19 protein-coding genes, 1 tRNA gene and 3 pseudogenes are annotated in these 24,802 nt (G+C 41.6%); 15 read left to right on the top strand and 8 right to left on the bottom strand.

Annotated elements, in window-relative coordinates; all coding sequences use genetic code 11:
• Positions 1 to 84 precede the first annotated feature (84 nt).
• Complete coding sequence (pepA, locus tag MNY66_RS14180; RefSeq protein ID WP_047257480.1) at positions 85 to 1,599, bottom strand: leucyl aminopeptidase; 1,515 nt, start codon at positions 1,597 to 1,599, stop codon at positions 85 to 87.
• 283 nt (positions 1,600 to 1,882) lie between these two features.
• On the opposite strand from pepA, the gene lptF reads away from it, so the two are divergent.
• Together lptF and lptG are read left to right on the top strand one after the other, a co-directional pair.
• Positions 1,883 to 2,980, top strand: a complete 1,098-nt coding sequence (gene lptF, locus MNY66_RS14175) for an LPS export ABC transporter permease LptF (RefSeq protein ID WP_047257479.1) — start codon at positions 1,883 to 1,885, stop codon at positions 2,978 to 2,980.
• A complete protein-coding gene (gene lptG, locus MNY66_RS14170) occupies positions 2,980 to 4,056 on the top strand; it encodes an LPS export ABC transporter permease LptG (RefSeq protein WP_047257478.1) in 1,077 nt (358 codons plus the stop codon). Before lptF ends, lptG begins: the two co-directional genes overlap by 1 nt.
• Before the next feature lie 378 nt (positions 4,057 to 4,434).
• Here the strand turns inward: lptG and ampH are convergent, their stop codons facing one another.
• Positions 4,435 to 5,658, bottom strand: a complete 1,224-nt coding sequence (gene ampH, locus MNY66_RS14165) for a D-alanyl-D-alanine-carboxypeptidase/endopeptidase AmpH (RefSeq protein WP_047257477.1) — start codon at positions 5,656 to 5,658, stop codon at positions 4,435 to 4,437.
• Positions 5,659 to 6,215: 557 nt separating this feature from the next.
• Between ampH and MNY66_RS14160 the strand changes: the two genes are divergently transcribed.
• From MNY66_RS14160 to MNY66_RS14110, 11 genes and pseudogenes are all read left to right on the top strand, one after another.
• Positions 6,216 to 6,300: transfer RNA gene (locus tag MNY66_RS14160), tRNA-Leu, on the top strand.
• A 312-nt stretch (positions 6,301 to 6,612) separates the two neighbouring features.
• Positions 6,613 to 7,465, top strand: a pseudogene (locus MNY66_RS14155) (tyrosine-type recombinase/integrase); the annotation flags it as partial.
• Positions 7,464 to 7,664, top strand: a pseudogene (locus tag MNY66_RS14150) (DUF932 domain-containing protein); the annotation flags it as partial. The pseudogenes MNY66_RS14155 and MNY66_RS14150, both read left to right, overlap by 2 nt.
• Positions 7,665 to 7,738: 74 nt before the next feature.
• Positions 7,739 to 8,137 carry a PAAR domain-containing protein gene (locus MNY66_RS14145; protein ID WP_047257476.1) on the top strand — a complete coding sequence of 133 codons (399 nt, stop codon included), beginning with the start codon at positions 7,739 to 7,741 and terminating at the stop codon, positions 8,135 to 8,137.
• A 6-nt stretch (positions 8,138 to 8,143) separates the two neighbouring features.
• A complete protein-coding gene (locus MNY66_RS14140) occupies positions 8,144 to 8,644 on the top strand; it encodes a DUF4123 domain-containing protein (RefSeq protein WP_241501123.1) in 501 nt (166 codons plus the stop codon).
• Positions 8,634 to 8,972, top strand: coding sequence for a hypothetical protein (locus MNY66_RS14135; protein ID WP_241501122.1), 339 nt, complete (start codon positions 8,634 to 8,636; stop codon positions 8,970 to 8,972). The genes MNY66_RS14140 and MNY66_RS14135 overlap by 11 nt, the downstream gene beginning before the upstream one ends.
• Before the next feature lies 1 nt (position 8,973).
• Positions 8,974 to 9,732 (top strand): Tox-REase-5 domain-containing protein, encoded by a 759-nt coding sequence (locus tag MNY66_RS14130; RefSeq protein ID WP_241501121.1) that lies wholly within the window; start codon positions 8,974 to 8,976, stop codon positions 9,730 to 9,732.
• Positions 9,733 to 9,745: 13 nt separating this feature from the next.
• On the top strand, positions 9,746 to 10,423 hold the full coding sequence (locus tag MNY66_RS14125; RefSeq protein ID WP_047257472.1) for an Imm52 family immunity protein: 678 nt from the start codon (positions 9,746 to 9,748) through the stop codon (positions 10,421 to 10,423).
• Between the two features lie 195 nt (positions 10,424 to 10,618).
• Positions 10,619 to 11,002: a hypothetical protein gene (locus tag MNY66_RS14120; RefSeq protein ID WP_052956443.1), complete on the top strand. Its 384-nt coding sequence runs from the start codon at positions 10,619 to 10,621 to the stop codon at positions 11,000 to 11,002.
• A 101-nt stretch (positions 11,003 to 11,103) separates the two neighbouring features.
• Positions 11,104 to 11,484: a hypothetical protein gene (locus MNY66_RS14115; protein WP_047257471.1), complete on the top strand. Its 381-nt coding sequence runs from the start codon at positions 11,104 to 11,106 to the stop codon at positions 11,482 to 11,484.
• Between the two features lie 387 nt (positions 11,485 to 11,871).
• A pseudogene (locus tag MNY66_RS14110) lies at positions 11,872 to 11,940 on the top strand (tyrosine-type recombinase/integrase); the annotation flags it as partial.
• Here the strand turns inward: MNY66_RS14110 and MNY66_RS14105 are convergent.
• The 5 genes from MNY66_RS14105 to iclR form a co-directional block, all read right to left on the bottom strand.
• Positions 11,926 to 12,282: a cell envelope integrity TolA C-terminal domain-containing protein gene (locus MNY66_RS14105; protein WP_241501120.1), complete on the bottom strand. Its 357-nt coding sequence runs from the start codon at positions 12,280 to 12,282 to the stop codon at positions 11,926 to 11,928. The pseudogene MNY66_RS14110 and the gene MNY66_RS14105 overlap by 15 nt on opposite strands.
• 868 nt (positions 12,283 to 13,150) lie before the next feature.
• Positions 13,151 to 13,990: a PAAR domain-containing protein gene (locus MNY66_RS17965; RefSeq protein ID WP_338157366.1), complete on the bottom strand. Its 840-nt coding sequence runs from the start codon at positions 13,988 to 13,990 to the stop codon at positions 13,151 to 13,153.
• 588 nt (positions 13,991 to 14,578) lie between these two features.
• Positions 14,579 to 15,220 (bottom strand): bifunctional 4-hydroxy-2-oxoglutarate aldolase/2-dehydro-3-deoxy-phosphogluconate aldolase, encoded by a 642-nt coding sequence (locus MNY66_RS14095; protein WP_241501119.1) that lies wholly within the window; start codon positions 15,218 to 15,220, stop codon positions 14,579 to 14,581.
• 76 nt (positions 15,221 to 15,296) lie between these two features.
• Positions 15,297 to 17,093, bottom strand: a complete 1,797-nt coding sequence (edd, locus tag MNY66_RS14090) for a phosphogluconate dehydratase (protein WP_414738800.1) — start codon at positions 17,091 to 17,093, stop codon at positions 15,297 to 15,299.
• Positions 17,094 to 17,508: 415 nt separating this feature from the next.
• Positions 17,509 to 18,339, bottom strand: coding sequence for a glyoxylate bypass operon transcriptional repressor IclR (iclR, locus tag MNY66_RS14085; protein WP_241501118.1), 831 nt, complete (start codon positions 18,337 to 18,339; stop codon positions 17,509 to 17,511).
• Between the two features lie 268 nt (positions 18,340 to 18,607).
• Here iclR and metH point away from each other — a divergent pair, with 268 nt between their 5' ends.
• Together metH and MNY66_RS14075 are read left to right on the top strand one after the other, a co-directional pair.
• A complete protein-coding gene (gene metH, locus MNY66_RS14080) occupies positions 18,608 to 22,291 on the top strand; it encodes a methionine synthase (RefSeq protein WP_241501117.1) in 3,684 nt (1,227 codons plus the stop codon).
• Between the two features lie 130 nt (positions 22,292 to 22,421).
• Positions 22,422 to 23,009 (top strand): hypothetical protein, encoded by a 588-nt coding sequence (locus MNY66_RS14075; protein WP_241501116.1) that lies wholly within the window; start codon positions 22,422 to 22,424, stop codon positions 23,007 to 23,009.
• A 261-nt stretch (positions 23,010 to 23,270) separates the two neighbouring features.
• On the opposite strand, the gene lysC is transcribed toward MNY66_RS14075, so the two are convergent.
• Positions 23,271 to 24,647, bottom strand: coding sequence for a lysine-sensitive aspartokinase 3 (lysC, locus tag MNY66_RS14070; RefSeq protein ID WP_241501115.1), 1,377 nt, complete (start codon positions 24,645 to 24,647; stop codon positions 23,271 to 23,273).
• Positions 24,648 to 24,802: the final 155 nt, after the last annotated feature.

The following is a 24,802-nucleotide window of genomic DNA, read 5'->3' as shown; positions in this document are numbered from 1 at the left end:
AAACCCGCAATGCTCAACCGGCATAACAAGCCATTCGGCTATCTGCAAGACTATCGACTCGTCCGTTTATGCGTTGAAAGCCACTTACTCGTCGGTGCCTAGCCCGGCACGGTTTAATAAGAACTGCGATAACATAGCCACTGGACGGCCAGTGGCGCCCTTAGCTTTACCTGAACGCCATGCCGTACCGGCGATATCTAAATGAGCCCAGTTATAACGGGTCGCAAAACGTGCCAAGAAACAGCCTGCGGTGATCGCGCCACCTGGGCGGCCGCCAGTATTCGCTAAATCAGCAAAGTTAGAACTGATTTGATCATAAAACTCATCGGCTAACGGCAGACGCCATGCTCGGTCACCCGCTTGCTCCGACGCGTTCAACAGCTCATGCGCTAACGGGTTATGGTTCGACATTAAACCGGTAAAGTGGCTGCCCAACGCAATCACGCAAGCGCCGGTCAAAGTAGCGACATCAATCACCAGCTCCGGCTCAAAGCGCTCAACATAAGTTAATGCATCACACAGCACCAAACGGCCTTCAGCATCAGTATTTAATACTTCTACCGTCTGCCCCGACATGGTGGTTAACACGTCACCCGGACGATAAGCGCGTCCTCCCGGCATGTTTTCACAGCCCGCCAGCACCCCGACCACATTAATTGGCAGTTTTAGTTCGGTAACAAAACGCATTACCCCATAAACTGTCGCCGCACCACACATGTCATATTTCATCTCATCCATGCTGTCCGCAGGTTTGATTGAAATACCGCCGGAATCAAACGTTAAGCCTTTCCCCACCAACACAATAGGACGAGCGTCAGGATCAGGATTCCCTTTGTATTCCATGACGGACATCAGCGATTCATTTTGTGAACCCTGACCCACCGCCAGATAAGCATTCATGCCCAGCTCTTTCATTTGTTGCTCACCGATAACTCGAGTTGTTAGCAACGAGTTGCTCGCATGATCTGCCAGTTGGCGCGCTTGCGAGGCTAAATAGCCCGGATTACAGATATTTGGCGGCATATTACCTAAATCTTTCGCCACCTTAATACCGGTTGCAATGGCTAAACCGTGCTGAATAGCACGTTCACCGCTGGTCAATTCACGGCGGGTTGGCACATTAAACACTAATTTACGCAGCGGACGACGATGTTCCGTTTTATTACTCTTCAGTTGATCAAAAACGTACAACGACTCTTTCGCTGTTTCTACCGCTTGACGAACTTTCCAATAATTATTACGACCTTTAACATGCAGTTCGGTTAAGAAGCACACAGCTTCCATTGAGCCAGTTTCATTCAAGGTACTAATTGTTTTTTGAATAATTTGCTTATATTGACGTTCATCCAGCTCGCGCTCTTTACCGCAGCCGATGAGTAATATACGCTCTGACAAGATATTAGGAACGTGATGAAGCAGTAAGGATTGCCCTACTTTACCTTCTAGCTCACCGCGGCGTAGCAGGGCGCTGATATAACCATCACTAATTTTGTCCAGTTGCTCTGCAATTGGGGACAGGCGGCGAGGTTCAAATACACCCACAACAATACATGCGCTGCGCTGCTTTTCCGGGCTACCACTTTTTACACTAAACTCCATGCGTTCTCCTGAATCTTAAAGACAAAGACCGATGCTCTCGCTAAAATTAGCATTCCGCATAATCTACCTCATAGAGAATAAACTCTTTATGCTAAGCTAAGCGAATGGTTTGCTAATATTCCATTAATGAATTAAGCATGTTCTGATTGGGAAACCAGTATAAGTAATGCTTTTATATCATTCTAGTCGATAAGGAAACCAAGCATATGTTAATAAATGGTAGATATAGGACGAAGTTAGCCATTTTCCACCAAAAAGACAAGTTTTCACAGGCGTAATAAGCGTGATTATTATTAGATATTTGGTACGTGAGACACTAAAGAGCCAGTTTGCGATACTTTTTGTATTGATGCTGATCTTTTTTAGTCAAAAATCAATTGATGTCCTTGGTGCAGCTGTCCAAGGGAATATTCCATCCAACTTAGTCTTACCCTTGCTTGGGCTTGGCGTGCCAGAAATGGCTCAGCTTATTTTGCCTCTCAGCCTTTTTCTCGGGCTGCTGATGACTTACAGCCGATTATACACTGAAAGTGAAATCACGGTTATGCACGCCTGCGGTTTGGGCAAAAGCGTGCTAGTAAAAGCGGCGCTGGTATTGGCCTTCTTTACCGCGACATTGGCAGTGATTAATATTGCGTGGATGCTACCTTGGTCATCTCAATACCAAGAACAAGTATTGGCCGATGCTAAAGCCAACCCTGGGCTCGCTGCTATGGTCGAAGGGCAATTTAAAACCACCAAAGACCGCAATATTGTGTTGTACATCGGCGATGTCAAAGGGCACCAATTTAGCAATATCTTTATGGCCCAGCTGCGACCCGCCAATGAACAGCGTCCCTCTGTGGTGGTGGCGGATACTGGATATCTAAGAGAAAACGCCAAAGGTGAACAGATTGTAGTGCTGGATAAAGGTACCCGCTACGAAGGAACTGCATTACTGCGCGATTTCCGGATCACTGATTTCAATAACTATCAGGCGGTTATCGACCACCAAGAATCCGAAGTCCGCAACGATAAAGTTGAACAGAAAAACATGTACCAACTGTGGAAAGACAACGATCCTGAATCAAACGCTGAATTCCATTGGCGCTTAACTATTGTTTTCTCAGTGCTTATTATGGCTATTTTGGTTGTTCCGCTCAGTGAAGTTAATCCTCGTCAAGGGCGTGTATTAAGCATGCTGCCTGCCATGCTGCTGTATTTGATTTTCTTCTTACTGCAAAGCACCTTAAGAAATAGCGCAGAAAAGGGCGAAGTCGACCCCAAAATTGCTATGTGGCTAGTAAACTTCGGTTATCTAGGATTAGCCATTGTCTTAAATGCTTGGAATACCTTACCTATGCGTCAACTTAGAGCAAAATTTAGTCAAGGAGTCGCCTGATGTTTGGAGTATTAGACCGATATATTGGGCGCACTATCCTCAACTCGATTTTAATGACCCTGTTTATGCTGGTTTCGCTTTCAGGCATCATCAAGTTTGTCGAACAGTTGCGTAAAGTTGGTGACGGCGATTATACCGCGCTCAGTGCCGGCGTATTTACCTTGCTCACCGTACCCAAAGATATCGATATTTTCTTTCCGATGGCGGCGTTACTCGGTGCCTTACTCGGGCTGGGCGGGTTAGCCTCCCGCAGCGAATTAGTCGTGATGCAAGCCTCTGGCTTTACTCGCTTACAAATCGCACTGTCGGTAATGAAAACTGCTATTCCACTGGTGATTGTGGCGATGTTTATCGGTGAATGGATAGCTCCCGCCGGTGAACAATGGGCTAGAAATTATCGTGCTGAAAAAATTGTTGGCAGCTCATTAGTTGCCACCGATCGTGGGATGTGGGCCAAAGACGGCGACGACTTTATTCATATCCAACGTATTGATAACGAACAATCGATTAAAGAAATTTCTATCTATAAATTTACCCCGCAGCACCAACTGCAATCGGTCTTGTTCGCCTCCTCAGGAACCTATAATCCCGAGTCTAAAACTTGGGAATTGTCTCAGGTTGATGAATCTATCTTAGGTAACGAGAAAAAAATTACGGGTTCACAACGGCTATCCATGGATTGGAAAACTAATCTGACTCCCGAAAAGCTCGGCATAGTGTCACTCGAGGCAAGCTCATTATCGATTCGTGGCTTATATCAATATATCAGCTACTTAAAAGAGAGTGGGCAGGTGGCTGCGGTTTATGAGCTTAGCTTGTGGAAAAAACTGCTGTCGCCGTTATCCGCCGCTGTGATGATGCTGATGGCGGTATCCTTTATTTTCGGCCCGTTACGCAGCGTACCGATGGGCGTCCGTGTAGTGTTCGGCATCTCCGGTGGATTTTTATTCTATTTACTAGATGAAGGATTTGGCCGCTTAAGCTTGGTCTATTCGGTGCCGCCAATTTTGGCCGCCTTGTTGCCAAGCTTGCTGTTCTTGATTGTCAGTATTGTATTACTGGTCAAACGAAAATAATTCGATTTGGATGGCATTTGGTCATAGCGCCAATATATCCGACTCAGCCATAGCCAGCGAGATCAACGCTTATTATGGCGAGTCGGTAGCGGCATCATAGGCGAGTCGGTAGCGGCATCATAAAAAACATCAAGTTATAAAAAAGTCCTATCTGCAATGACCCTATACAGTTGTAAATTTCACGCTATTATTCACGACCGGAGATACAACATCAGAAAATAGCGTGCCATTTTTTATCGCTACTAATGCCTGTGCTAATGCCGGAGGGCATAGCGTAAAGCACGACTACAGCATCAGCAGATTAAGCACCCGAGATGCGGCGATTTCTATCGTTGCAGAGTAACTCACCAGTGCTTGCCAAGCGTCGGTGGTACGCTTTCAATGTTTTCCATACGCATGATTGGTTGAAAGAGCCGCGACTAACTCATTCACACCCACGGTCAACTTACTGAACTTACTATTTTCTTTCCGAGTCATCACCACAAACACCGCAATATTTTGCTGGGGGATCATCGCCATATACGAATTAAATCCACCGCCGCCGCCAGTTTTTTGATAAATCCCCGGCCTTCCATTGCTCGGCTGCATATACACCCAACCTAATCCCAGACCATCGGCTAGACCGGCGACGTCCATCCCTTTGATCTCATTTAGCTGCTGGCGTTTAAAATAGATTGCTTGCTCACGTGTGGCGGTACGTTTGCGTAACTGCTTATCTGTCGAAAGAAACTCCTGCATCCACTTCTGCATATCTGCCGGGGTCGAATACACCCCACCACTGCCTGCCGCTGCTAGCGTGTTATGGCAAGGGCTGGGCTTATGACCCACCATTAAACGCGCACATTGCGTCGCATTTGGCGTATAAGTAGTGTTGTACATTTTGGCTGGAGCAGTCACATACTGCTTAAACAATTGTGGATAAGGCTTACCTGACGCCTTAACTAACGCATCCGCCAACAAATCGTAGGCCAGATTAGAATACGAAGCGACTGTCCCCGGCGTGGCATCCAACTTACCGGTTTTTAACCAATTCCAGCGATTATCCTGAGTTGGCCAAATAAATACCGGACGTCCCCATTTGCCTCCCGGTTGTTCACGCGGTAATCCACTGGTATGACTGGCTAAATGGAATAGACGGATCGGGTTAGCTGAGCCATTATTCGGCACATTAACCCCGTAATAACTGTATTTTTGCAACGGATCAGTAATCAATAACTTTTTATCTTGCTCCAGCTTAATTAAAATTTCACTGGTCATCAGTTTACTGATTGACGCGATACGGATCAGCGAATTAGGCCCCGGCTTTTGATGATTTCCCGGCGCAGTTTCCCCATAGTAACGCGTCAACGTTTGATTATTATCGATAACTACAATCGCCATACCTCGCGCATTACTCTCATTAAAGATACGATTAGCATAGAGATCGACAATTTTATTGATCCGCTCATAGGTTCGACGATCACCCTCAAAAATTTGCCAATCAGTCGAAACTTGCGGCTCCGAATGCAAAAATTTGGTTGTCTTCTTTGTCGGCGTTGAACACGCCGTTAACGCCAGAGCCAATGCTGAAACAGCGACTATTTTTAGTAATGATTTGTGCATGTTAATCAATCAACCGCGTCATAGTTATGAAACCCGCTCATTCGAGCTTACCTTATTTCTTATTACCGTTCTTATTGCCGAAAATTTTGAGTAACGCACCCACGGCTACGCCAATACACACACCAACCACCACCCAGCTTACAAAGCCCATATAATAACCTTTAATCTTTCCGAAAGTTTGCCTATAAGCTAGCAAAATTTAGCCTAAGCTCCTAGCTCTATCACTTATCGTTATCACGACTGACTATGATCAATCGCCATTACCAATCACTAGCGCGAATAGCCAACGCAAATAATGAGCGTAAATAGCCATGACGAACAATTACTGTTAATAACCACGGGCAATAACCATGCAATAAAACCACGGTATTTAACTTAACTGCAAGATAGCATAGATAAAAAGGGATTTATTGCTAAAAAGACAACAGATCCCACCGTTACCTGCGCCCCTGCTGCGTTTTTTTTGAGCGAACAGTCTAAAACTACACAATAAATCTTGCTCAGCCGCCAAACCCAAGTATAATGACCACGTTTTCCAAAGAGAACATCACTTCTGTGCCGGAGTGGCGGAATTGGTAGACGCAGTTGATTCAAAATCAACCGCTTTCGGGTTTGCCGGTTCGAGTCCGGCCTTCGGCACCACTTAGAAGTAAAAATAAGACGCTAACGCGTCTTTTTTTATGCCTGAAAATCCTCAAGTTATTTTGTTGCCACTAGTTATTCATTCTTCCTCAGCATACTGAATTCAAATCATATTAAGTATCTACTGTTGGTATCTCTCGATTCGATAATAGTTTGTATACTAGTCATACTTCGAATTACATGGGTGTTGGCTTCGCTCAGCTATCCGAGTCACATAGTTATCTATCCTCCTCGGCTATCTTCACTTGCCGCCTACATGTAATCCGAATTATTTAGAGTATGTATTTGCTCTGAGGTGAGAGGACAAAGAATATGGCATTAACCGATACGAAAGTTCGTGCAGCTAAACCAGACGAAAAAGCTTATACACTGACAGACGGTGATGGTATGCACTTGATGGTACATACCAACGGCTCAAAATATTGGCGTTTGCAGTATTGCTTTGGTGGTAAACAAAAAATGTTGGCACTGGGTGTTTACCCTGATATTTCACTGGCAGAAGCCAGAGAAAAGAGATGCAGCCAGAAAGTTAATTGCTTTAGGTATCGACCCACGCGAACTCAAGAAAGAGTTAAAGGAAGAGCAACAAAAAGAATTTAATACATTCGAGAAAGTTGCTCGCGATTGGCACGCGACGAATAAGAAATGGTCAGAAGGCCATAGCCATCGAGTCCTTAAAAGCCTTGAGGACAATATCTTTGCTGCTATTGGCAAACGTAATATTGCCGAACTAAAAACTCGTGATCTCCTTGAACCGATTAAAACCGTAGAGAGGTCTGGGCGTCTCGAAGTGGCGGCACGTTTACAACAGCGTGTGACAGCCATAATGCGTTATGCGGTACAAAGCGGTTTAATTGACTATAACCCAGCGCAAGATATGGCTGGTGCAGTTGCTACAGGCAAACGAGTCCATAGAGCTGCATTAGAACTTAAACGCCTACCTGAGTTTTTACAACGTATTGATGATTATAAAGGAAGACCTTTAACTAAACTTGCAGTCAAACTCACCTTATTAGTCTTTATTCGTTCCAGTGAGCTGCGTTTCGCCCGCTGGGATGAAATCGATTTTGAAAATGCCATGTGGACGATCCCTGCTGAACGTGAAGCGATAGAAGGGGTTAAACACTCCCATCGCGGATCAAAAATGCGCACACCTCATTTAGTGGACTGTATATCAACGCCTACAGGAGAATTTAATCAAGGGAGGATTATCGGGCAGAAATGCAAAAGGTAAGCGAGTACGTACTCGCTCGGTGAATGGTATTGATGGCGACATCAAATTGAATAAGGGATTGCGGGTGATGACACAAAAAAGGCCGAGCATGTTTCTGGAAGATAATACATTTAGTCGCATAAATAAGTGATAGTTTCATTTAAGTATTGTAAGTTTTGCTTAAGTGTAAAATAATCGTTCTTCAGTTATGGATGAGGATAGATTATGGCAATAGGATATTTTTTACGGGTTGGTGATAGAACCACTTGTGGAGGACAAATATTAACGGGAGACAATACCATGCAATGGTACGGTGTTGCTGGTGCTCGTGAAGGCGATATGGTCAGTTGTGGCAAACATTCTGGTCCCTTTTATATTATCGGTGGCTGTAACAGTGTTTGGGATGAAGGGCGAAAAGTAGCGGGTACGCTTGAAAGTATGAGCTCATGTCCTTGCCATGCACGATTTATTAACTCAATTCAGGACTGCTATAGCGATGAAAGTGGGTCAGCCTCCCCAGAAACAGCTTCAACTATCCCTCCCGTGATAACCAATAAAATCTGTATTAGTTGTTTAATGAAAGCAACTGAATCAGGCCAAATGCTTGTTGTTCGAGAAGGATAATGATAAATGCATAATCCGCATCCTATTTTTAACTATTTTGAACGTTATCCTGATGCAAAGCATTATTGTTTGACCTGTGGTTTACAATATGAACGTTACTTTGATCAAGAACTTCAGAGTCGTTATGGAACCGTAAGTTCACTCTTTAAACAACGTCCAGATTCGGAAATTGCATGGGCAGGTCCGTGGTTAATTGACGTGTCCAAACGAAGTGATTTACTTGCAGATTTAATTCAATTAGAAACTGAATCGCCGGCACTATCATGGCTAGTCAGTGACTCATCAATTGAGAAATTGGCGACTCACTTCTCTGAACGACTGAATGTGAGCTTACCCGATGGCAAAACAGCCTTATTTCGGTTTTATGATCCTCGGGTGATACACAATATTCCTCAAGTTCTGACATCCGAACAATTCCATGAAATAACCACGCCGCTCATTGGATGGTATTACCGTTTTGAAGGACGATTTTATGCATTACAAGGAGGTGGGTTAAATGCAGTTTAGCGAAGAACAATTAAAGAAAATTCAAAGTATTGAACAGAGTGATTATGTGACTCAAGTGAGTGCTGATTTTTATCAACATCATTTGGATAAACTACAGAACCTCGAAACATTGAATAAACGTTTAGAATCCGCATTTCAATATGTTCTTTCTCTCGGTTTCACTCAAGAACCGTTAATTCGGTCATTTTTATTTTACGAAGCTTGTTGCCCCGGCTTTCATTTAAAACCCGAAATTAGAAATATGCTTGAGGAAAAAAATCGTGTGCCAGAGCAGCAGTATCAAGATTTTTTACGGATAGCCATGAAATTGATTGAATGGAGAACTTAGCATGCCAATTCCATTAATAGTTGCAGGTGCAGGATTAATGACTCTGGGCGGTCTAGCCGCAGTGACACAAGAAGCCTCAAAAATCGGTTTTCCCTCATCGTCAGGCAGTGGTGATGATGAATGGGGAGAGACAAGTTACGGTGATAGAATTCGTGAGTATGAAAGTATTGCCATTGGTGGAATTGATGACGAAGATTCTGATGATAAGCGTAGAGGCAGCCAAGGAGCAGCAGCAGGCGCAGTGGCAGGTTCATCAGCAGGTGTAGCCGCAATTGAAGCGAGTAAAGGGTGTAAGGATTGCCCTGCTATTCCGTACATTATTCCTCATGAAAGTAATATAACGAATACACGCTCACCAAGTGCTTATGAGTATCAGGCTAGAATATGTAACACACAAATAAGAACCGTTGATACCCCAGCAGGTCAGATTAAATATATTGAAGAATGGAAATGCACTATTCCAGTACCCACGAGAACAAAAAATAATGTTATTTTTGATGGCTGGGAGCCCAGTGAATGTAACTTTATTGAAACTAAAGATAATTATGATTTTTTCTTTAATAGCCAAGGCGAGCCAAATATATTTATGGGGGAGGATAAAAAAATACTTAAACAAGCCACAGACCAAAATTGGTTATGTACTAATCAGTTTCAAAAAAGATCATTTATTGATTGGCATTTTTCGCATAAAAAAATGTATGGCTTTTGTAATAAATTTTTAAAGAAATTATCACAGGTACGAACACATTATTCACCATAATTTTGAGGTAGTTATGAATTTATCAATTAGTTTAGATATAGAGCTACATGAAGAAATGTCAATTCCATCTTTAATTGATATTTTTAGTCATATGATTTTAACATGTGAGTCGATCACTCAGAAGAAGGAGGATTCATGGTATTTAACGGGCGATACTCTTGAAGAAGCATTAAAAAAGAAAGCCTTTAATCAATGCACACCCACTGATTTATTGAAAGCAATTCCGTATTTTGATTGTATGGAGACAATATGGGCAAATGAAAATAAATCGTTGAGCATTAAATATACTGGTTCAGGGCTGATATATAGCCTCGATTTTACAATTCGTGATATTAGTTTACCCAATAAAATAGCAATAATTGAAGCATTAAATTACTATATTGGTAATTATAGAATAGTGTGTGTGCAAATAGACATTAATGGTTATTGGTATAATGATAAAAATGTATTCCCTGACAGATTGCCTGTCGGTTGGATGCTTTATCTGAATAAAAAAATCACACAAGAACAATTACCAATGGCAGCTCAACTTATCAATATTGATAATGACAAAAATAAAGGCACTTTGATTATCAGTACTGAGCATGTATTTGATGGCTCAAATAAAGATGATATTAAAAAAGCTAATGAAATCGAAATACAGCTCACAGCGTTAGGGCTACTTCCACTTTATACTGAAATTTATAGTTGAAATTGAACTGGTGGCTATTCAATCTTAGAGGGAAGATTACTCAATTATTACTGCTTAAAAAAAGTGTGAATACGATAGTTGATTTAAATTGTTTCTCTTGGGGGGAAGTTAAGGTTTGGGTTAAGAAAGAAAAATCACTGAATTATGTATTAAACCATATATTTGGTGCACTTGTTTTCAAGCGAGTATTGTAAAATGAAGATTATAATTTTATTTTTCGCAGCACTAATATTGATGGGGTGCGGCAACCCGACTCCAAAAGTAACGCCTGATCAGTTACCAGTAGGAACCTCCGGCATTGTGTATAATGCGGCAATTAATATATCCGGAGGGTATATTAGCCCCAAAGGTATTTCTGTCAAAATAATACCTCAAGACTCTGGATTGACATGGAGTCCGAAGATTTCATATCTAACATTTCAAGGTAAAACCCAAAAAGATGAGGACTTCCATGAGATTAGTATCACTGGAATACCATTATTAAAGGGAGTTATTCAGATTAAAATTGATGGATATACTTCTGGCACTATGTATGCAGGTAAAGAATTCCATAAAACCTATGAAATAAAAGTTGATTAAACTAATAAAATTCATTGAGATTCGAATTGTTCTGTCTATATGATTAATAGACTATTTTCGTGAATAGTGATTTCTATGTTTGTTTAAAAAAGGAACTCAGGGTGAAAATTATAATTTTTTGTTTCTTTTTTATATTAGCAGGCTGTGCTAATCCAACTCCTAAAATTTTACCGGATTCTCTACACTATGCTGCTGTGGGTAAACCATATTTGCAAGTTATCAATATTTCTGGCGGTGCCCTTGATGAAAAGAGTACCTCAGTCATAATTCAGCCTGAGGATTCAGGGCTACACTGGTCACCAACAATCGGTTATTCATACTGGGAAGGTAAGCAATCCATTAAAGAGGATTATCATACCATTGTTATTCAAGGTACTCCGCTTAATAAGGGTTTGATTTCTATATCAATAGGCGGTTTTACATATGGAACAATGTACCCAGGCAAAGATTTTAGTAAGGTTTATGAGATAACCGTTAAATAGAGACTAGTGGTTCTTATGTAGAGATATTTTGTTAAAATCACTAATGCTAGTAATTGCTAGCGTTAGTGTTGATTAACCCCGTTTTCAAACTCTAACTCAATGAGTATATATTTAAATATACAAAGATTTATCTTTAAAATTATATTAAATAAAAATAATGTATTGCCGCTTAAAAGCGAGTCCAGACGCTAACGCGTGTTTTTTTATGCCTGAAAATCCTCAAGTTATTTTGTTACCGCTAATTATTCATTCTTCCTCAGCATACTGAATTGAAACCATATTAAGTATCTACATTATAAATATAGATATAAGCGCTGGCATAAGTACTGGCATTACAGCTTAAACGCCTATATGAGTTCTTACAACGTATTGATAGCTATACTGGCAGTGTGCGGGCATGGTTTTCGAGCCATGGCTTGTAGTTCATTGATTGAGTCAGGGCTATGGTCTAAGAATAATACTAAACACATTTTTATCCGATGTTAAGTTGTCTTCTGGAGTGGGGTAAAATCTTGTTTTTTCAATGAGTTCCATACCTCTAACGCAAAGCTTGTTATCATTGTTACTATTTTTCTCATTAGGGATAGCTGAAATCAATTTTCCATCGTCGTCGAGAGTGATCTTAATTTCGCACTCTTTTCCGTTATAAAGATCTACATCATAAAACCGACTTTGAATGGATTTTTTTAAATTTGAAGCATAAATATCCATTGGATGCTTATTAGCTGGGGCTGCGTTTAAATAAGCAGGAAAAAGAATGACAAAAAAAAGAATATAATTTTTTAAATTAATGATCATTTAATCGCTCTATATTTAATAAAAACAATTTACTTCAACATCTTACGAAGTAAAAAATCAGCTGCATATGCAACTATAGGAATGAAAAATACACCATGTATTACGTAAGAAGTCATGAACATGTGACCAAGTACCCCAGTGGTTGAACCATTGCTGTACCAAGTAATTACAGACAGTATGTACGGTAGAACTATGTAAAATAAAAAACGATAACCATTATTCATTTTATTTTTAATGTAAAAAAAAGAATAAGGGGGCTATAGATAAAAGGTAAATAGCAAAAATGAGACTCAATAAGGTTTGATGTTGAAATATAGGTACCGTATTTATTGCCTTCGGATACAGTCTGAAAAAAAACTCATGAACCATTTCAAGGTAATAGAATAAAATACCTAAAGATAATGAAATATAGGATATTTTAGTAGGCATCTTATATCACTGAAGCTCATGTTTTTTTTCTAATTTACGAAATAAGAAACTAAAAGTGTAAGCTGTTAGTGGTATTAACCACACACCATAGATTATGTAGGATACTATAAAAATAGCTTCAAACTCACCGTAACTACTGAGTTTTTTATAAAATTTAATACTGGGAATGTAATTTGTATAGAGCCATGTCATGACAGATAGTAAATATGGCAGCAGTAAAAATGTAATATGTTTATTGATTGTTTTATGGAAGAACAAAAGAATGAACATCAAAATTGCTAAGCTAATAAATACAAACATTAACATTTCTAAGTCCTGATGGATTAAGGCAAAACTATCAATCTGTCGAAAAAACGTAAAAAAAACTTGTTTAACCATTATCAGGTAGAAAACAAGAATGCCTAAACAAAGCGCTATATAGTTATTGAATCGATTATATTTAATAAGCACCATTTAGTTTCCACCAAGCATTACCAGGAAAATAAAGATCCATGAGTTCTGATTTTAGTGTCCATGGTGTTTTTATACCATTAGCTTCAGGCAGTCGCTCAAAAATGCCTCCACTGCTTTTTAATGCAACAGATACTCGCTCAGCACAATAGAGTGGGCTGCCTCCCCCCATATCATCAATGATATCCCGTAATCGGTTGGCCTGTTCTCTTGGAACTGTAAATTGAATCACTGATACTTTTGGTCCATCGTATAAATGATAGGCAAGATAGTCATCCCACTCCCACATAGGGTAGGGGAATTGCTCAGATGAACCTCGATGAGTGGGAGCTCCATCTTCACATCCTCGAAGATAACAGCCAGTATAACCACCGCCTGGATCATATAATAATGCATTTTCCCCATCATCAATAACTAAGCCAGCATGGCCTAAGCCATCCCTAGCTATCATCACATAAATATTAATTGGATCTTTTATAAATGCTTCGTTGATAGGTGAATTTGAGGTGATCACTGGTACATTATGAGTATTATTAAAAGCATTATGGGCAGTTGGTGACGGTTTAGGAGTCGCTATTAGTTGCTTTTGTTCTGTTTCAACGAAAGATCTTGTTTTGGCTGGCTCATCTTCTTTACTGTAGCAATCAGTGATGGTGTTGATAAATCTTGCTTTACATGGGCAAGAGCTAATACTTTCTAATGTTCCCGCATGCTTCCTATTTTCAAGCCACATACTGCTAACACCACCGATAATATGATATTTCCCTGAATGCTTACCACAACTGACAATATCGCCTTCACGTGCACCCGCAACACCATTCCATTGCATTGTGTTATCACCGGTGAGAATCTGACCGCCACAGGTGGTTTTATCACCAACGCGTAAAAAATAGCCTATTGCCGTGCTTATCCCTAAACGTAATTTAACTTAAGTTAAAATGCTATTGTTGTTTAGTGGAAAGGAATTAACAAGTTATTTTTAACAATGACCTAGGATCACAATAGATAGGAGTAGAACATTGGTATTATTAATAATATCCAATAAAAAGATGAAGATAGTATGATGGCGATGGTTTATTTAAGGAAGTCATCGCATGAAGTAACTCCATGAAGTAACTCAGTTTTAAAATTCCAAACCACTGAGTATATATTTAAATATACAAAGATTTATCTTTAAAATTATATTAAATAAAAATAATGTATTTTGCGTGCCCGCAACAGCAATGCGTTAAATGACTTTCATCGGCCAGAACTTAAACTCATAGAGAGTAGCGTGGTGTACAGGGGGTTGTAGAAAAAATAACGCAAATATCCCAATGGCTGAATTATGATAATAATACTTAAAACAGCCCATTGGGATAATAGATTAGTCAGCTAACTTATTATTTAGAATAAATTATTATGCTAAAGCTATTAATTAAGCAGCCGCACCGGCAACAGCGTCTTTAGCCAATTGAGTGATCCGTGCATAGTCACCTTGTTGTAAGGCATCAGCAGGAACAATCCAAGAACCGCCGATACATAGCACGCTATCGAGTGCTAAATAATCGCGGTAGTTAGCGGGCGAAATTCCCCCCGTTGGGCAAAAACGGACTTGAGAAAAAGGTCCAGCGATAGCTTTGAGGGCTTTAACACCTCCATTCGCTTCAGCAGGGAAAAACTTGAATTCAGTTAATCCATAGTTCATGCCAAGCATTAATTCAGAGACTGAACTGATGCCCGGGATCAATGGAATAGATCCTTTAACCGCGGCATCGAGTAGGTTATCTGTTAAGCCTGGGCTGATAGCAAACTGCGCACCAGCCTCAGTAACTGCTTGTAATTGTTCTGGATTGATAACTGTGCCTGCACCGACGATCGCTTCGGGAACCTCTTGTGCGATTAAGCGAATAGCATCGATAGCGCATTCTGTTCTCAGCGTAACTTCTAACACTTTAACGCCACCGCTAATTAATGCTTTTGCCAGAGGTACGGCTTGAGAGAGTTCATTAATTACAATTACCGGAACAATAGGGCCTGAAGTTAAGATTTGTTCTGGTGTCAATTTCCAATTATTCATCATTTTATCCTATAAAGTATCTGCTAGATATTGCGGCATATATACGGTCATACTGCGCTAATTACGTTTTTAGAAACTAAAAGTGAACACTACAGGCTCCCTCTTCAGCGCCGGTTAAATTAGTGCGTAGCGCGGCAAATAGCTCTCGGCCAGAACCCTGTCGTTGTTGGCTCAAATCTATTGGATAAGGCTGTCTCGTCGCAAGCTCTTGTTCATCAACTAATAAAGTGAGTTCGCCTGTTTTTCCATTTACTCGAATAATATCGCCATCGCAGACTTTAGCTAATAAGCCGCCTGAATACGCTTCGGGGGTAACATGGATAGCAGAGGGGACTTTGCCGGAAGCGCCGGATAATCTACCATCAGTGACCAAGGCAACTTTATAGCCGCGATCCATTAACACACCTAAAGGTGGCATCAGTTTGTGTAGCTCAGGCATGCCATTTGCGACGGGGCCTTGAAAGCGAACTACAATGACACAGTCACGATTTAATTCACCGGCTTCAAAACGGGCAGTAATATCATGCTGGCTATTAAATACCACCGCAGGCGCTTCAATGATTTGATTTTCATCAGGAACTGCTGAGGTTTTCATTACGGCGCGGCCTAAATTACCGCAAAGCACCCGGGTTCCACCGTGAGCAGAAAATGGCTGGTGGATATCAGCAATAACTTGATTATCTAAGGATGTTTGTGGGCCTTCGCGCCAATCTAGTTGGCCGTCATTCAACCAAGGCTCTAAGGTGTAATGTGATAGCCCAAAACCGGCGACGGTGTGCACATCATTATGCAGCAGGCCTTTGGTCAGAAGTTGTTTAACTAATAAAGATACCCCTCCCGCAGCTTGGAATTGATTAATATCCGCAGGGCCATTTGGATAAATTCGGCACATTAATGGAACGATGGACGATAATTCAGAGAAGTCATCCCAGTTGATGATGATACCAGCAGCGCGAGCCATCGCGACTAAGTGCATGGTTAAATTGGTTGAACCGCCTGTTGCAAGTAAGGCAACGATACCGTTGACTATAACTTTTTCGTCGACTAATTTTCCGACAGGCAAATAATTGCCCGATTGTGCGGTGAATCGAGTGACTTGGCGCGCTGCCGCTTTAGTTAATTCATCGCGTAGTTGAGTATCAGGATGGACAAATGATGAACCGGGTAGATGCAGCCCCATGATTTCCATCACCATTTGGTTGGAATTGGCGGTTCCATAAAAAGTACAGGTCCCGATACCATGATAAGACGCGGCTTCTGCTTCAAGCAGCGCTTGGCGATCGACTTTACCTTCTGCATATAATTGGCGAATACGCACTTTTTCTTTATTAGGCAGACCTGTTGTCATCGGGCCAGCAGGAATAAAAACCGCCGGAAGATGACCAAATGACAGGGCGCCTATCATCAGACCGGGGATGATTTTATCGCATACGCCCAAATATAATGCCCCATCGAACATATTATGAGAAAGACCAATAGCCGTCGCCATTGCAATCACATCACGGCTTAGCAGGGAGAGCTCCATGCCATCTTGCCCTTGAGTCACTCCATCGCACATTGCAGGCACACCGGCTGCCACTTGCCCTACCGAGCCGCTTTCATGTAATGCGGCTTTAATAATTTCGGGGTAATTTTCGTAGGGACGATGCGCAGAAAGCATATCGTTATATGAAGTCACGATAGCGATATTGGCGTGAGTCATGCTTTTCAGCGCGGCTTTATCATCAGCTTGGCAGGCGGCAAACCCATGAGCCAGATTACCGCACGCCAGTTGTGAACGATGCACAGTCTGGCTGCGAGATTGTTCAATCTTAGCGAGATACTGTTCTCGGGTGTGTCTAGAGCGCTCAATAATACGTTTAGTGATCCGCATTATTTCTGAATGTACAGGAACTGTGATGGAAGATTGGTGTTGATTTTTCATTAGAATACCTTCGTTTTGCCGTCTGCCTACGCTTTGAATTATTTAGGGATTATCTAAAAACATAATGGGCACTTGGCCAGCCTAATTATTTTATAGATTGTTATGGCGTATGTTACCGGTAACATTGTTAAATGAAAAATCTCAGGATGCAATAACTGTTGCCAAGTATCGTGTTTATCTGTGATCTCGGTCAATCTTCAGCGCTGAAACGTTAAGATTACTGATTTAGAGGATAGAGAGAACAATAAATTGAGGGAGAATTAGCCGAGATATTGGCGATAACCCGCGACACAAGAGAGTGACGATTGTTTTGATTTCAGACCCCCGCTTATTGGTCTGAAATCAATAGGTTAATGGTATAAAATTAACGGATCGCCCCGTATTCACGGCTAATTTCTTTAGCGGCTTTAATGACCATGGCACCTAATTCAGTGATCCTATCATCAGTAATACGTGATAATGGACCGGAGATAGAGATCGCGGCAAAAGGTTCTTTATGCTCATCATAAATACACGCGCCAATACAACGTAATCCTAATGCATGCTCTTCATCATCGTATGAAAAACCTTGTTTTTTAGCTTGTTGCAGATTTTCTCTTAATGCAGAAGGGTTGGTTAAAGTCAGCGGCGTATATGCATGCAATCCTTTTCTACTTAACAGTGGGAATAGCCGATCTTCAGGTAAAGTGGCCAAAAAAGCTTTTCCGGCACCTGAGGCATGCATCGGAAGTTTGCCTCCGATAGGCGCGGACATACGCATTAACGCGTTACATTGGACTTGATCGACGATCACTGCATCGTATTCGCTATGATCTAAAATCGCTAGATTAACTGTTTCGCCCGATTCTTCCATCAAACGGCGCAAAATAGGATGTACCAAGGCTAATAAATTGCGACTTTCTAAGAAGCTACTGCCAATAATAAAAGCATTGGAAGCGATAACCCATAGACCGAGATCGCCGGTTTGGCGCACAAAACCATGCTGCTCTAACGTCATTAATAGGCGGTGAGTGGTCGAATTGGGCAAACCGGCTTGTAATGCCAAATCTGTTAAGGAGACCCCGCCAGTTGATTCAGAAATATATTCCAACAAGGTCAGGCCTCGGCTGAGGGACTGAACTTGCCCAGCCGCTGGAGAACCACTTGCGGGGCCCTTGGCTTTTTTTATTTTTTTGCTGATTGGCGCAGTACTCATTGAGGACTCTCCTAATTGGATAACGTTTTATCATCTATTATGAATGATATCGAGACAAAACACTCATCTGATCAGTCAAAAGTTAGATCTTCTACAACCTGAAAAACTCTCAAGTATATAACGCATTTAACTTTAGTCAGTTGTGATAGGATAAATATTTATACACATTTCTCCCCTATAGGCGTCCAGTATTAGCGGTATTCTTAGTTGTTAGAATGATATTCGGGCGGTATTTTATTTACAGATTTTTTAGTTGCTGGAGGCAAGGGTGTCCAATAAAATCAATGCATTAAAACAACAATTACAACAAAGGATTTTAGTGTTAGATGGTGCGATGGGCACGATGATCCAGCATCATAAATTAACGGAACAGCAATATCGCGGGCAACGATTTGCAGATTGGCCTTGCGATGTTAAAGGAAATAATGACCTTTTAGTTTTAACGCAACCAGATATTATTCGTGATATTCATGATCAATATTTTGCAGCGGGCGCAGATATTGTTGAAACTAATACCTTTAATGCAACACCCGTGGCAATGGCCGATTATAAAATGGAAGCACTTTCCGCGGAGATAAACTATACCGCGGCTAAAATAGCCCGTGAATGTGCCGATCAATGGACCGCCAAAACCCCAGATAAACCCCGTTATGTGGCGGGGGTATTAGGCCCGACTAACCGTACTGCATCTATTTCGCCCGATGTTAACGACCCTGCTTACCGTAATATTTATTTTGATCAGCTGGTGGAGGCTTATCGAGAATCAACCCGTGCGCTCATTGAGGGCGGGGTTGATCTGATCATGATAGAAACTATTTTTGATACTTTAAATGCTAAAGCTGCGGTATATGCGGTTGAAACTGAATTTGAGCAATTAGGTTATAAGCTGCCGGTCATGATATCAGGTACGATCACCGATGCTTCAGGGCGAACATTAACCGGACAAACCACCGAGGCTTTTTACAATTCGTTACGCCATGCAAGACCCATCACGTTTGGCTTAAATTGCGCACTAGGCCCAGATGAATTACGCCAGTATGTGGCTGAATTATCTAGAATAGCTGAATGTTATGTGAGTGCTCACCCCAATGCAGGATTGCCTAATGCCTTTGGTGAATATGATTTAGATGCCCAAAATATGGCTCAGCAAATTGGTGAATGGGCTGACGCGGGATACCTAAATGTGGTGGGAGGATGCTGTGGAACCACACCGCTGCATATTCAAGCGATGGCGCAAGCGGTGAAAGGAAAGGCTCCCCGTAAAATTCCTGAATTAGCTATCGAATGTCGGCTTTCAGGGCTTGAGCCGTTAAATATTGGGCAAAATTCATTATTTGTTAATGTGGGTGAACGTACCAATGTCACCGGCTCGGCCAAATTCAAGCGTCTTATCAAAGAAGAAAACTATCAGGAAGCGCTGGATGTGGCACGCCAACAGGTTGAAAGCGGCGCTCAAATTATTGATATTAATATGGATGAAGGCATGTTAGATGCAGAAGCCGCGATGACGCGGTTTTTGAATCTGATAGCCGGTGAACCCGATATTTCCCGTGTACCAATTATGATCGACTCCTCAAAATGGGACGTGATTGAAAAAGGGCTAAAATGTATTCAAGGCAAAGGAATTGTTAACTCGATTTCGATGAAAGAAGGCGTCAATGTTTTTATTGACCACGCGAAAAAACTGCGAAAATACGGCGCCGCAGTAGTCGTCATGGCATTTGATGAAGACGGACAGGCTGATACTCGTGAACGTAAACTTGAGATTTGCCGTCGAGCGTATCGCATTTTGACCGAACAAGTGGGTTTTCCTGCTGAAGATATTATTTTCGATCCTAATATTTTTGCGGTAGCCACAGGGATCGCTGAACATAATAATTATGCAGTTGATTTTATTGAGGTTTGTAAGGATATAAAACAGCAACTACCGCATGCTTTAATTTCAGGCGGCGTATCGAATGTATCATTCTCGTTCCGTGGTAATGAGGGAGTTCGCGAAGCTATTCATGCTGTTTTCCTGTATTACGCTATTCGTAATGGCATGGATATGGGGATTGTTAATGCCGGACAATTGGCAATTTATGATGATTTACCGCAAGAATTAAAAGACGCAGTCGAAGATGTAGTGCTTAATCGTCACGAAGATAGCACTGAGCGCTTATTAGAGTTAGCAGAAAAATATAAAGGCAATAAAGGCGAAGAACAGCAAAAAATTCAGCAAGCTGAATGGCGCGCCTGGGAAGTAGAAAAACGGCTAGAATATTCTTTAGTCAAAGGGATAACTGAGTTCATTATTGAAGATACGGAAGAAGCACGCCAGCGAGCTGAAAAGCCGATTGATGTCATTGAAGGTTCATTAATGAACGGCATGAACGTGGTGGGGGACTTATTCGGTGAAGGAAAAATGTTTCTCCCTCAGGTGGTTAAATCGGCGCGAGTAATGAAACAAGCGGTGGCTTATTTAGAACCTTATATTGAGGCGTCAAAACAGTCGGGCAGAGCCGCGGGAAAAGTACTGCTGGCGACAGTCAAAGGCGATGTTCATGATATTGGCAAAAATATCGTTGGGGTCGTTCTGCAATGTAATAATTATGAAATTATTGATTTGGGCGTAATGGTGCCGTGTGAAACTATCTTGAAAACTGCCAAGGAACAAAACGTTGATATCATTGGCCTATCAGGGCTGATAACCCCATCGTTGGATGAAATGGTGCATGTGGCCAAAGAAATGGAGCGCCAAGGGTTTTCATTGCCCTTATTAATTGGCGGTGCAACCACATCAAAAGCACATACAGCGGTAAAAATAGAGCCTAATTACAGCGGGCCAACAACTTATGTGCAGAATGCTTCACGTACCGTCGGAGTGGTTGCCGCTTTGCTTTCAGATGCGCAAAAAGACGAGTTTGTCGCACGCACTCGGCGCGAATATGACACCGTACGTGAACAGCATGCACGCAAAAGACCACGCACTCCACCGGTCTCTATAGACGCCGCTAGAGCCAATGGATTGACCATTGATTGGCAAAATTATACGCCACCGGTACCGCAATTTCTTGGCGTACAACACGTCGAAGCACCCATCAGTATTTTACGTGAATATATCGACTGGACCCCTTTCTTTATGACGTGGTCTCTCTCCGGTAAATACCCAACCATCTTTGATAATCCGGTGGTGGGTGAAGAAGCCCGTAAATTATTCAATGATGCGAATAAATTATTAGATCAACTGGCTGAAAATAAAAAATTAACGCCAAAAGGGATCTTTGGATTATTCCCAGCTAATCGCGTTGATGATGATATCGAAATATATACCTCAGAATCCCGTGATTCAGTGGCACTGTTAGCGTGTCAGTTGCGTCAACAAACCGAGAAAAAAGAATTTCCAAATTATTGTTTGTCTGATTTTGTGGCACCAAAGAGCAGTGGAAAAGCTGATTATATCGGCGCATTTGCGGTGACGGGGGGATTAGAAGAAGACGCACTAGCGGATGCTTATGAACAGCAGCATGATGATTATAATAAAATTATGCTGAAATCTATTTGCGATCGTCTGGCCGAAGCGTTTGCCGAATACTTACATGAGCAAGTTCGTAAACATTATTGGGGATATGCAAAGGATGAAAATCTGCCTAATGAACAGCTTATTCGTGAGAATTATCAAGGGATCCGGCCGGCTCCGGGCTACCCAGCCTGCCCAGAGCATACTGAAAAGGAGAAGATCTGGCAGTTGCTGGATGTTGAGCAGCGTATTGGCATGAAATTGACATCATCCTATGCAATGTGGCCGGGAGCATCGGTATCAGGATGGTATTTCAGTCATCCTGACAGTAAATATTTTGCGGTAGCCCAATTACAACGTGATCAGATTGCTGATTATGCCGCACGAAAAAAGATGTCGATAACCGAACTTGAACGTTGGCTAGCCCCTAATTTAGGGTATGACGCTGATTAATCAGACCGATAGAGAGTCAACATTATCGCTGGAATAAAAGCCTATTTTGTTTCAGCGATATTTCGGGTGATAGATTGATTTTTGGGGATTAGCCTCCATGTAGTAATAAAGATCTTAATGAGGCAGCAAAATGAGCTACGAATTTATTATTGAAGATGTACTTTCTGCCAATACTCGCTTTCCTTATCAGGTTCAAAATAGTCTGACGCCTGAATGTTTTCAATTAAGTGAAGCCATGGTAAGCGCAATGATTAGCTTATTGCAGATGATGGATAAATTAGATACCGATGATTTTCTTGATGCACATTGTTTTAATCGTATCTGGTTAAGAAGCGAATTAACTCCGGCGCGTGCCGAGGAAATTTATCGTTATCTAGAAGAACAGGCGCAAGTTTGTCCGACGCCTTCAGAGGAAGAAATCGCCTCATTCCATCAAGCTCAACAAGATGAACATGTATTACTTTCGCAGGAAAGTGCTAAACAGGGCATGATCCCAGTACATAAATTTGCGACTAATGACGGCTGGTTAGTGACACCAAAAGAGTGTGAGATTATCGCTGAGGTTTTTGCTGAGCCATTAGTTGAAGATAATGGTTTTGTAATTAATAAGATTGCGGAACTTTGCAAAGTGAATAGCCAGCAGTTAGAACAACAATTAATTCAATGGGGTAAATTTAATTACTTTGCGGTCACTCATGGCGGATATCGAGTTAATTAAGTGTATTTGTGACTGACTCGCGATATTAATCAACAGGCAGAGAGGCTTAACTGGCTCTGCCTAATTTTAATGAGTAAGCTGTTTTTACTTTTTATATTAATTATTTTTTATATTAATTAAATATCTCATTTAATGCTTATATTTATTTACTAAAAATTATCCTAATCTTATTAAGATAAAAAACCAATAATAAAAAACCCCAATAATAGAAAACCCCAACGTGCCATTCTAGCGCATTGGGGTTTTAATAGTCTGAATTATTTATTCGAATAAATTTTTGTGGAGCGTACGCACTATTTCTTCTGCGTCATCACCAGGAACTAATAGACAAATATTATGAGTACTTGCACCATAGCTGATCATGCGAATATTAAATGATTCCAATGCGCCAAAAATTTGTTTACCTAGGCCATTTACCTGAGACAGTGAATTACCAATAATAGCCACCAAAGCTAGATTCTCTTCGACTTCCACTCGGCATAATGCGGACAGTTCAGTCATTAACGCATTGGTTAACAAGCTGCCATTGGTATTTGTCGAGCCAGTGGTATCCAGCGTCAAGGCAATACTGACTTCTGAAGTGGTGATAAGATCGACCGAAATATGATGGCGCGATAAAATAGTAAATATTTCAGCCAAAAAGCCGCGTGCATGCAGCATTTTCAAACTGTGCAGTGTTAACAAGGTTTGTTTACGGCGCAGAGTCAGCGCGCGGAATTGAGGTGGATTTTGGGTTTCATCACACACTAACGTTCCACCGGCCTCTGGCGCTTTACTTGAGCCAACAAATACGGGAATACCCGCCCGCACTGCCGGTAATAAGGTGGCTGGGTGCAATATTTTTGCACCAAAGGTGGCCATTTCAGCCGCTTCATTAAAGGCGATTTGATCAATACGTTGTGCAGAAGGTACCACGCGAGGATCAGTCGTATAAATGCCGGGCACATCGGTCCAGATATCAACACGATTGAGATCAAGAGATTCACCGAGCAATGCCGCGGTATAATCACTGCCCCCACGCCCTAATGTCGTGGTTCGTCCTTTATTATCTTGCCCGATAAATCCTTGAGTAATCACGATAGCGTTAGCTAATTTAGGCTGAATATGTTCTTTGGCTAGCGCAGATAACTGAATTAAATCCGGTTCAGCCCGACCAAACTGGTCGTTAGTTTTCATCACGCGGCGGATATCCAGCCATTCTGAATTGGCATTGCGTTGGCGCAGCAATTCGACAAACAGTAGCGTTGACATCAGCTCACCATGACTGACCAGTTCATCGGTTAATGCGGCGGAGGTCGCCAGTGAGGCGGCATCAGCTAGACGGGCAATATTATCGAGCAGTCTATCAATTTCTTCACGAATAATATTAGCATTATCGAGATGATCAACGATAGGGTATTGAATATCACGAACTTGTTGCAGTAATTCATCTCGTTTATCGATTTCACAGCCTTCTGCTAGGGCAACGAGTAAATTAGTAATGCCGGCAGAAGCGGATAAAACTACAATGCGTACATTCTCATTGGCGAGAACGACATCGGCGCTTTTATTCATCGCTTGGTAATCGGCGACACTGGTGCCGCCAAATTTAGCGATAACAAATTGATTATCTGACGAGGGCGAGGCAACTGCATTCATGGTATTAATCCCTTTAGGTGACGAGTTCTACCTCTAGAAATATCGGTTTAGTGGTACTTCGTCAATGAAGAATCGATTCAAATCAGTAATATTAATGATGGTGAGATAATTATCGTTTTTAGCAATGACTCACTCGATTAATTGAATGATAAACA

The sequence above is a fragment of the Moellerella wisconsensis genome (assembly GCF_022592395.1).
Taxonomy (GTDB): Bacteria; Pseudomonadota; Gammaproteobacteria; order Enterobacterales; family Enterobacteriaceae; genus Moellerella; species Moellerella wisconsensis.
Note: the sequence above shows the minus strand (reverse complement) of the source record. Positions and strands in the feature narration are given on the sequence as shown.

Coding starts and splice junctions, on each gene's coding strand:
- pepA (WP_047257480.1), bottom strand. CDS start 1,599: ATGGAGTTTAGTGTAAAAAGTGGTAGCCCGGAAAAGCAGCGCAGCGCA.
- iclR (WP_241501118.1), bottom strand. CDS start 18,339: ATGAGTACTGCGCCAATCAGCAAAAAAATAAAAAAAGCCAAGGGCCCC.
- MNY66_RS14130 (WP_241501121.1), top strand. CDS start 8,974: ATGCCAATTCCATTAATAGTTGCAGGTGCAGGATTAATGACTCTGGGC.
- ampH (WP_047257477.1), bottom strand. CDS start 5,658: ATGCACAAATCATTACTAAAAATAGTCGCTGTTTCAGCATTGGCTCTG.
- MNY66_RS14075 (WP_241501116.1), top strand. CDS start 22,422: ATGAGCTACGAATTTATTATTGAAGATGTACTTTCTGCCAATACTCGC.
- MNY66_RS14095 (WP_241501119.1), bottom strand. CDS start 15,220: ATGAATAATTGGAAATTGACACCAGAACAAATCTTAACTTCAGGCCCT.
- MNY66_RS14125 (WP_047257472.1), top strand. CDS start 9,746: ATGAATTTATCAATTAGTTTAGATATAGAGCTACATGAAGAAATGTCA.
- MNY66_RS14140 (WP_241501123.1), top strand. CDS start 8,144: ATGCATAATCCGCATCCTATTTTTAACTATTTTGAACGTTATCCTGAT.
- edd (WP_414738800.1), bottom strand. CDS start 17,093: ATGCGGATCACTAAACGTATTATTGAGCGCTCTAGACACACCCGAGAA.
- MNY66_RS17965 (WP_338157366.1), bottom strand. CDS start 13,990: ATGCAATGGAATGGTGTTGCGGGTGCACGTGAAGGCGATATTGTCAGT.
- lysC (WP_241501115.1), bottom strand. CDS start 24,647: ATGAATGCAGTTGCCTCGCCCTCGTCAGATAATCAATTTGTTATCGCT.
- MNY66_RS14135 (WP_241501122.1), top strand. CDS start 8,634: ATGCAGTTTAGCGAAGAACAATTAAAGAAAATTCAAAGTATTGAACAG.
- MNY66_RS14120 (WP_052956443.1), top strand. CDS start 10,619: ATGAAGATTATAATTTTATTTTTCGCAGCACTAATATTGATGGGGTGC.
- MNY66_RS14105 (WP_241501120.1), bottom strand. CDS start 12,282: ATGATCATTAATTTAAAAAATTATATTCTTTTTTTTGTCATTCTTTTT.
- MNY66_RS14145 (WP_047257476.1), top strand. CDS start 7,739: ATGGCAATAGGATATTTTTTACGGGTTGGTGATAGAACCACTTGTGGA.
- lptG (WP_047257478.1), top strand. CDS start 2,980: ATGTTTGGAGTATTAGACCGATATATTGGGCGCACTATCCTCAACTCG.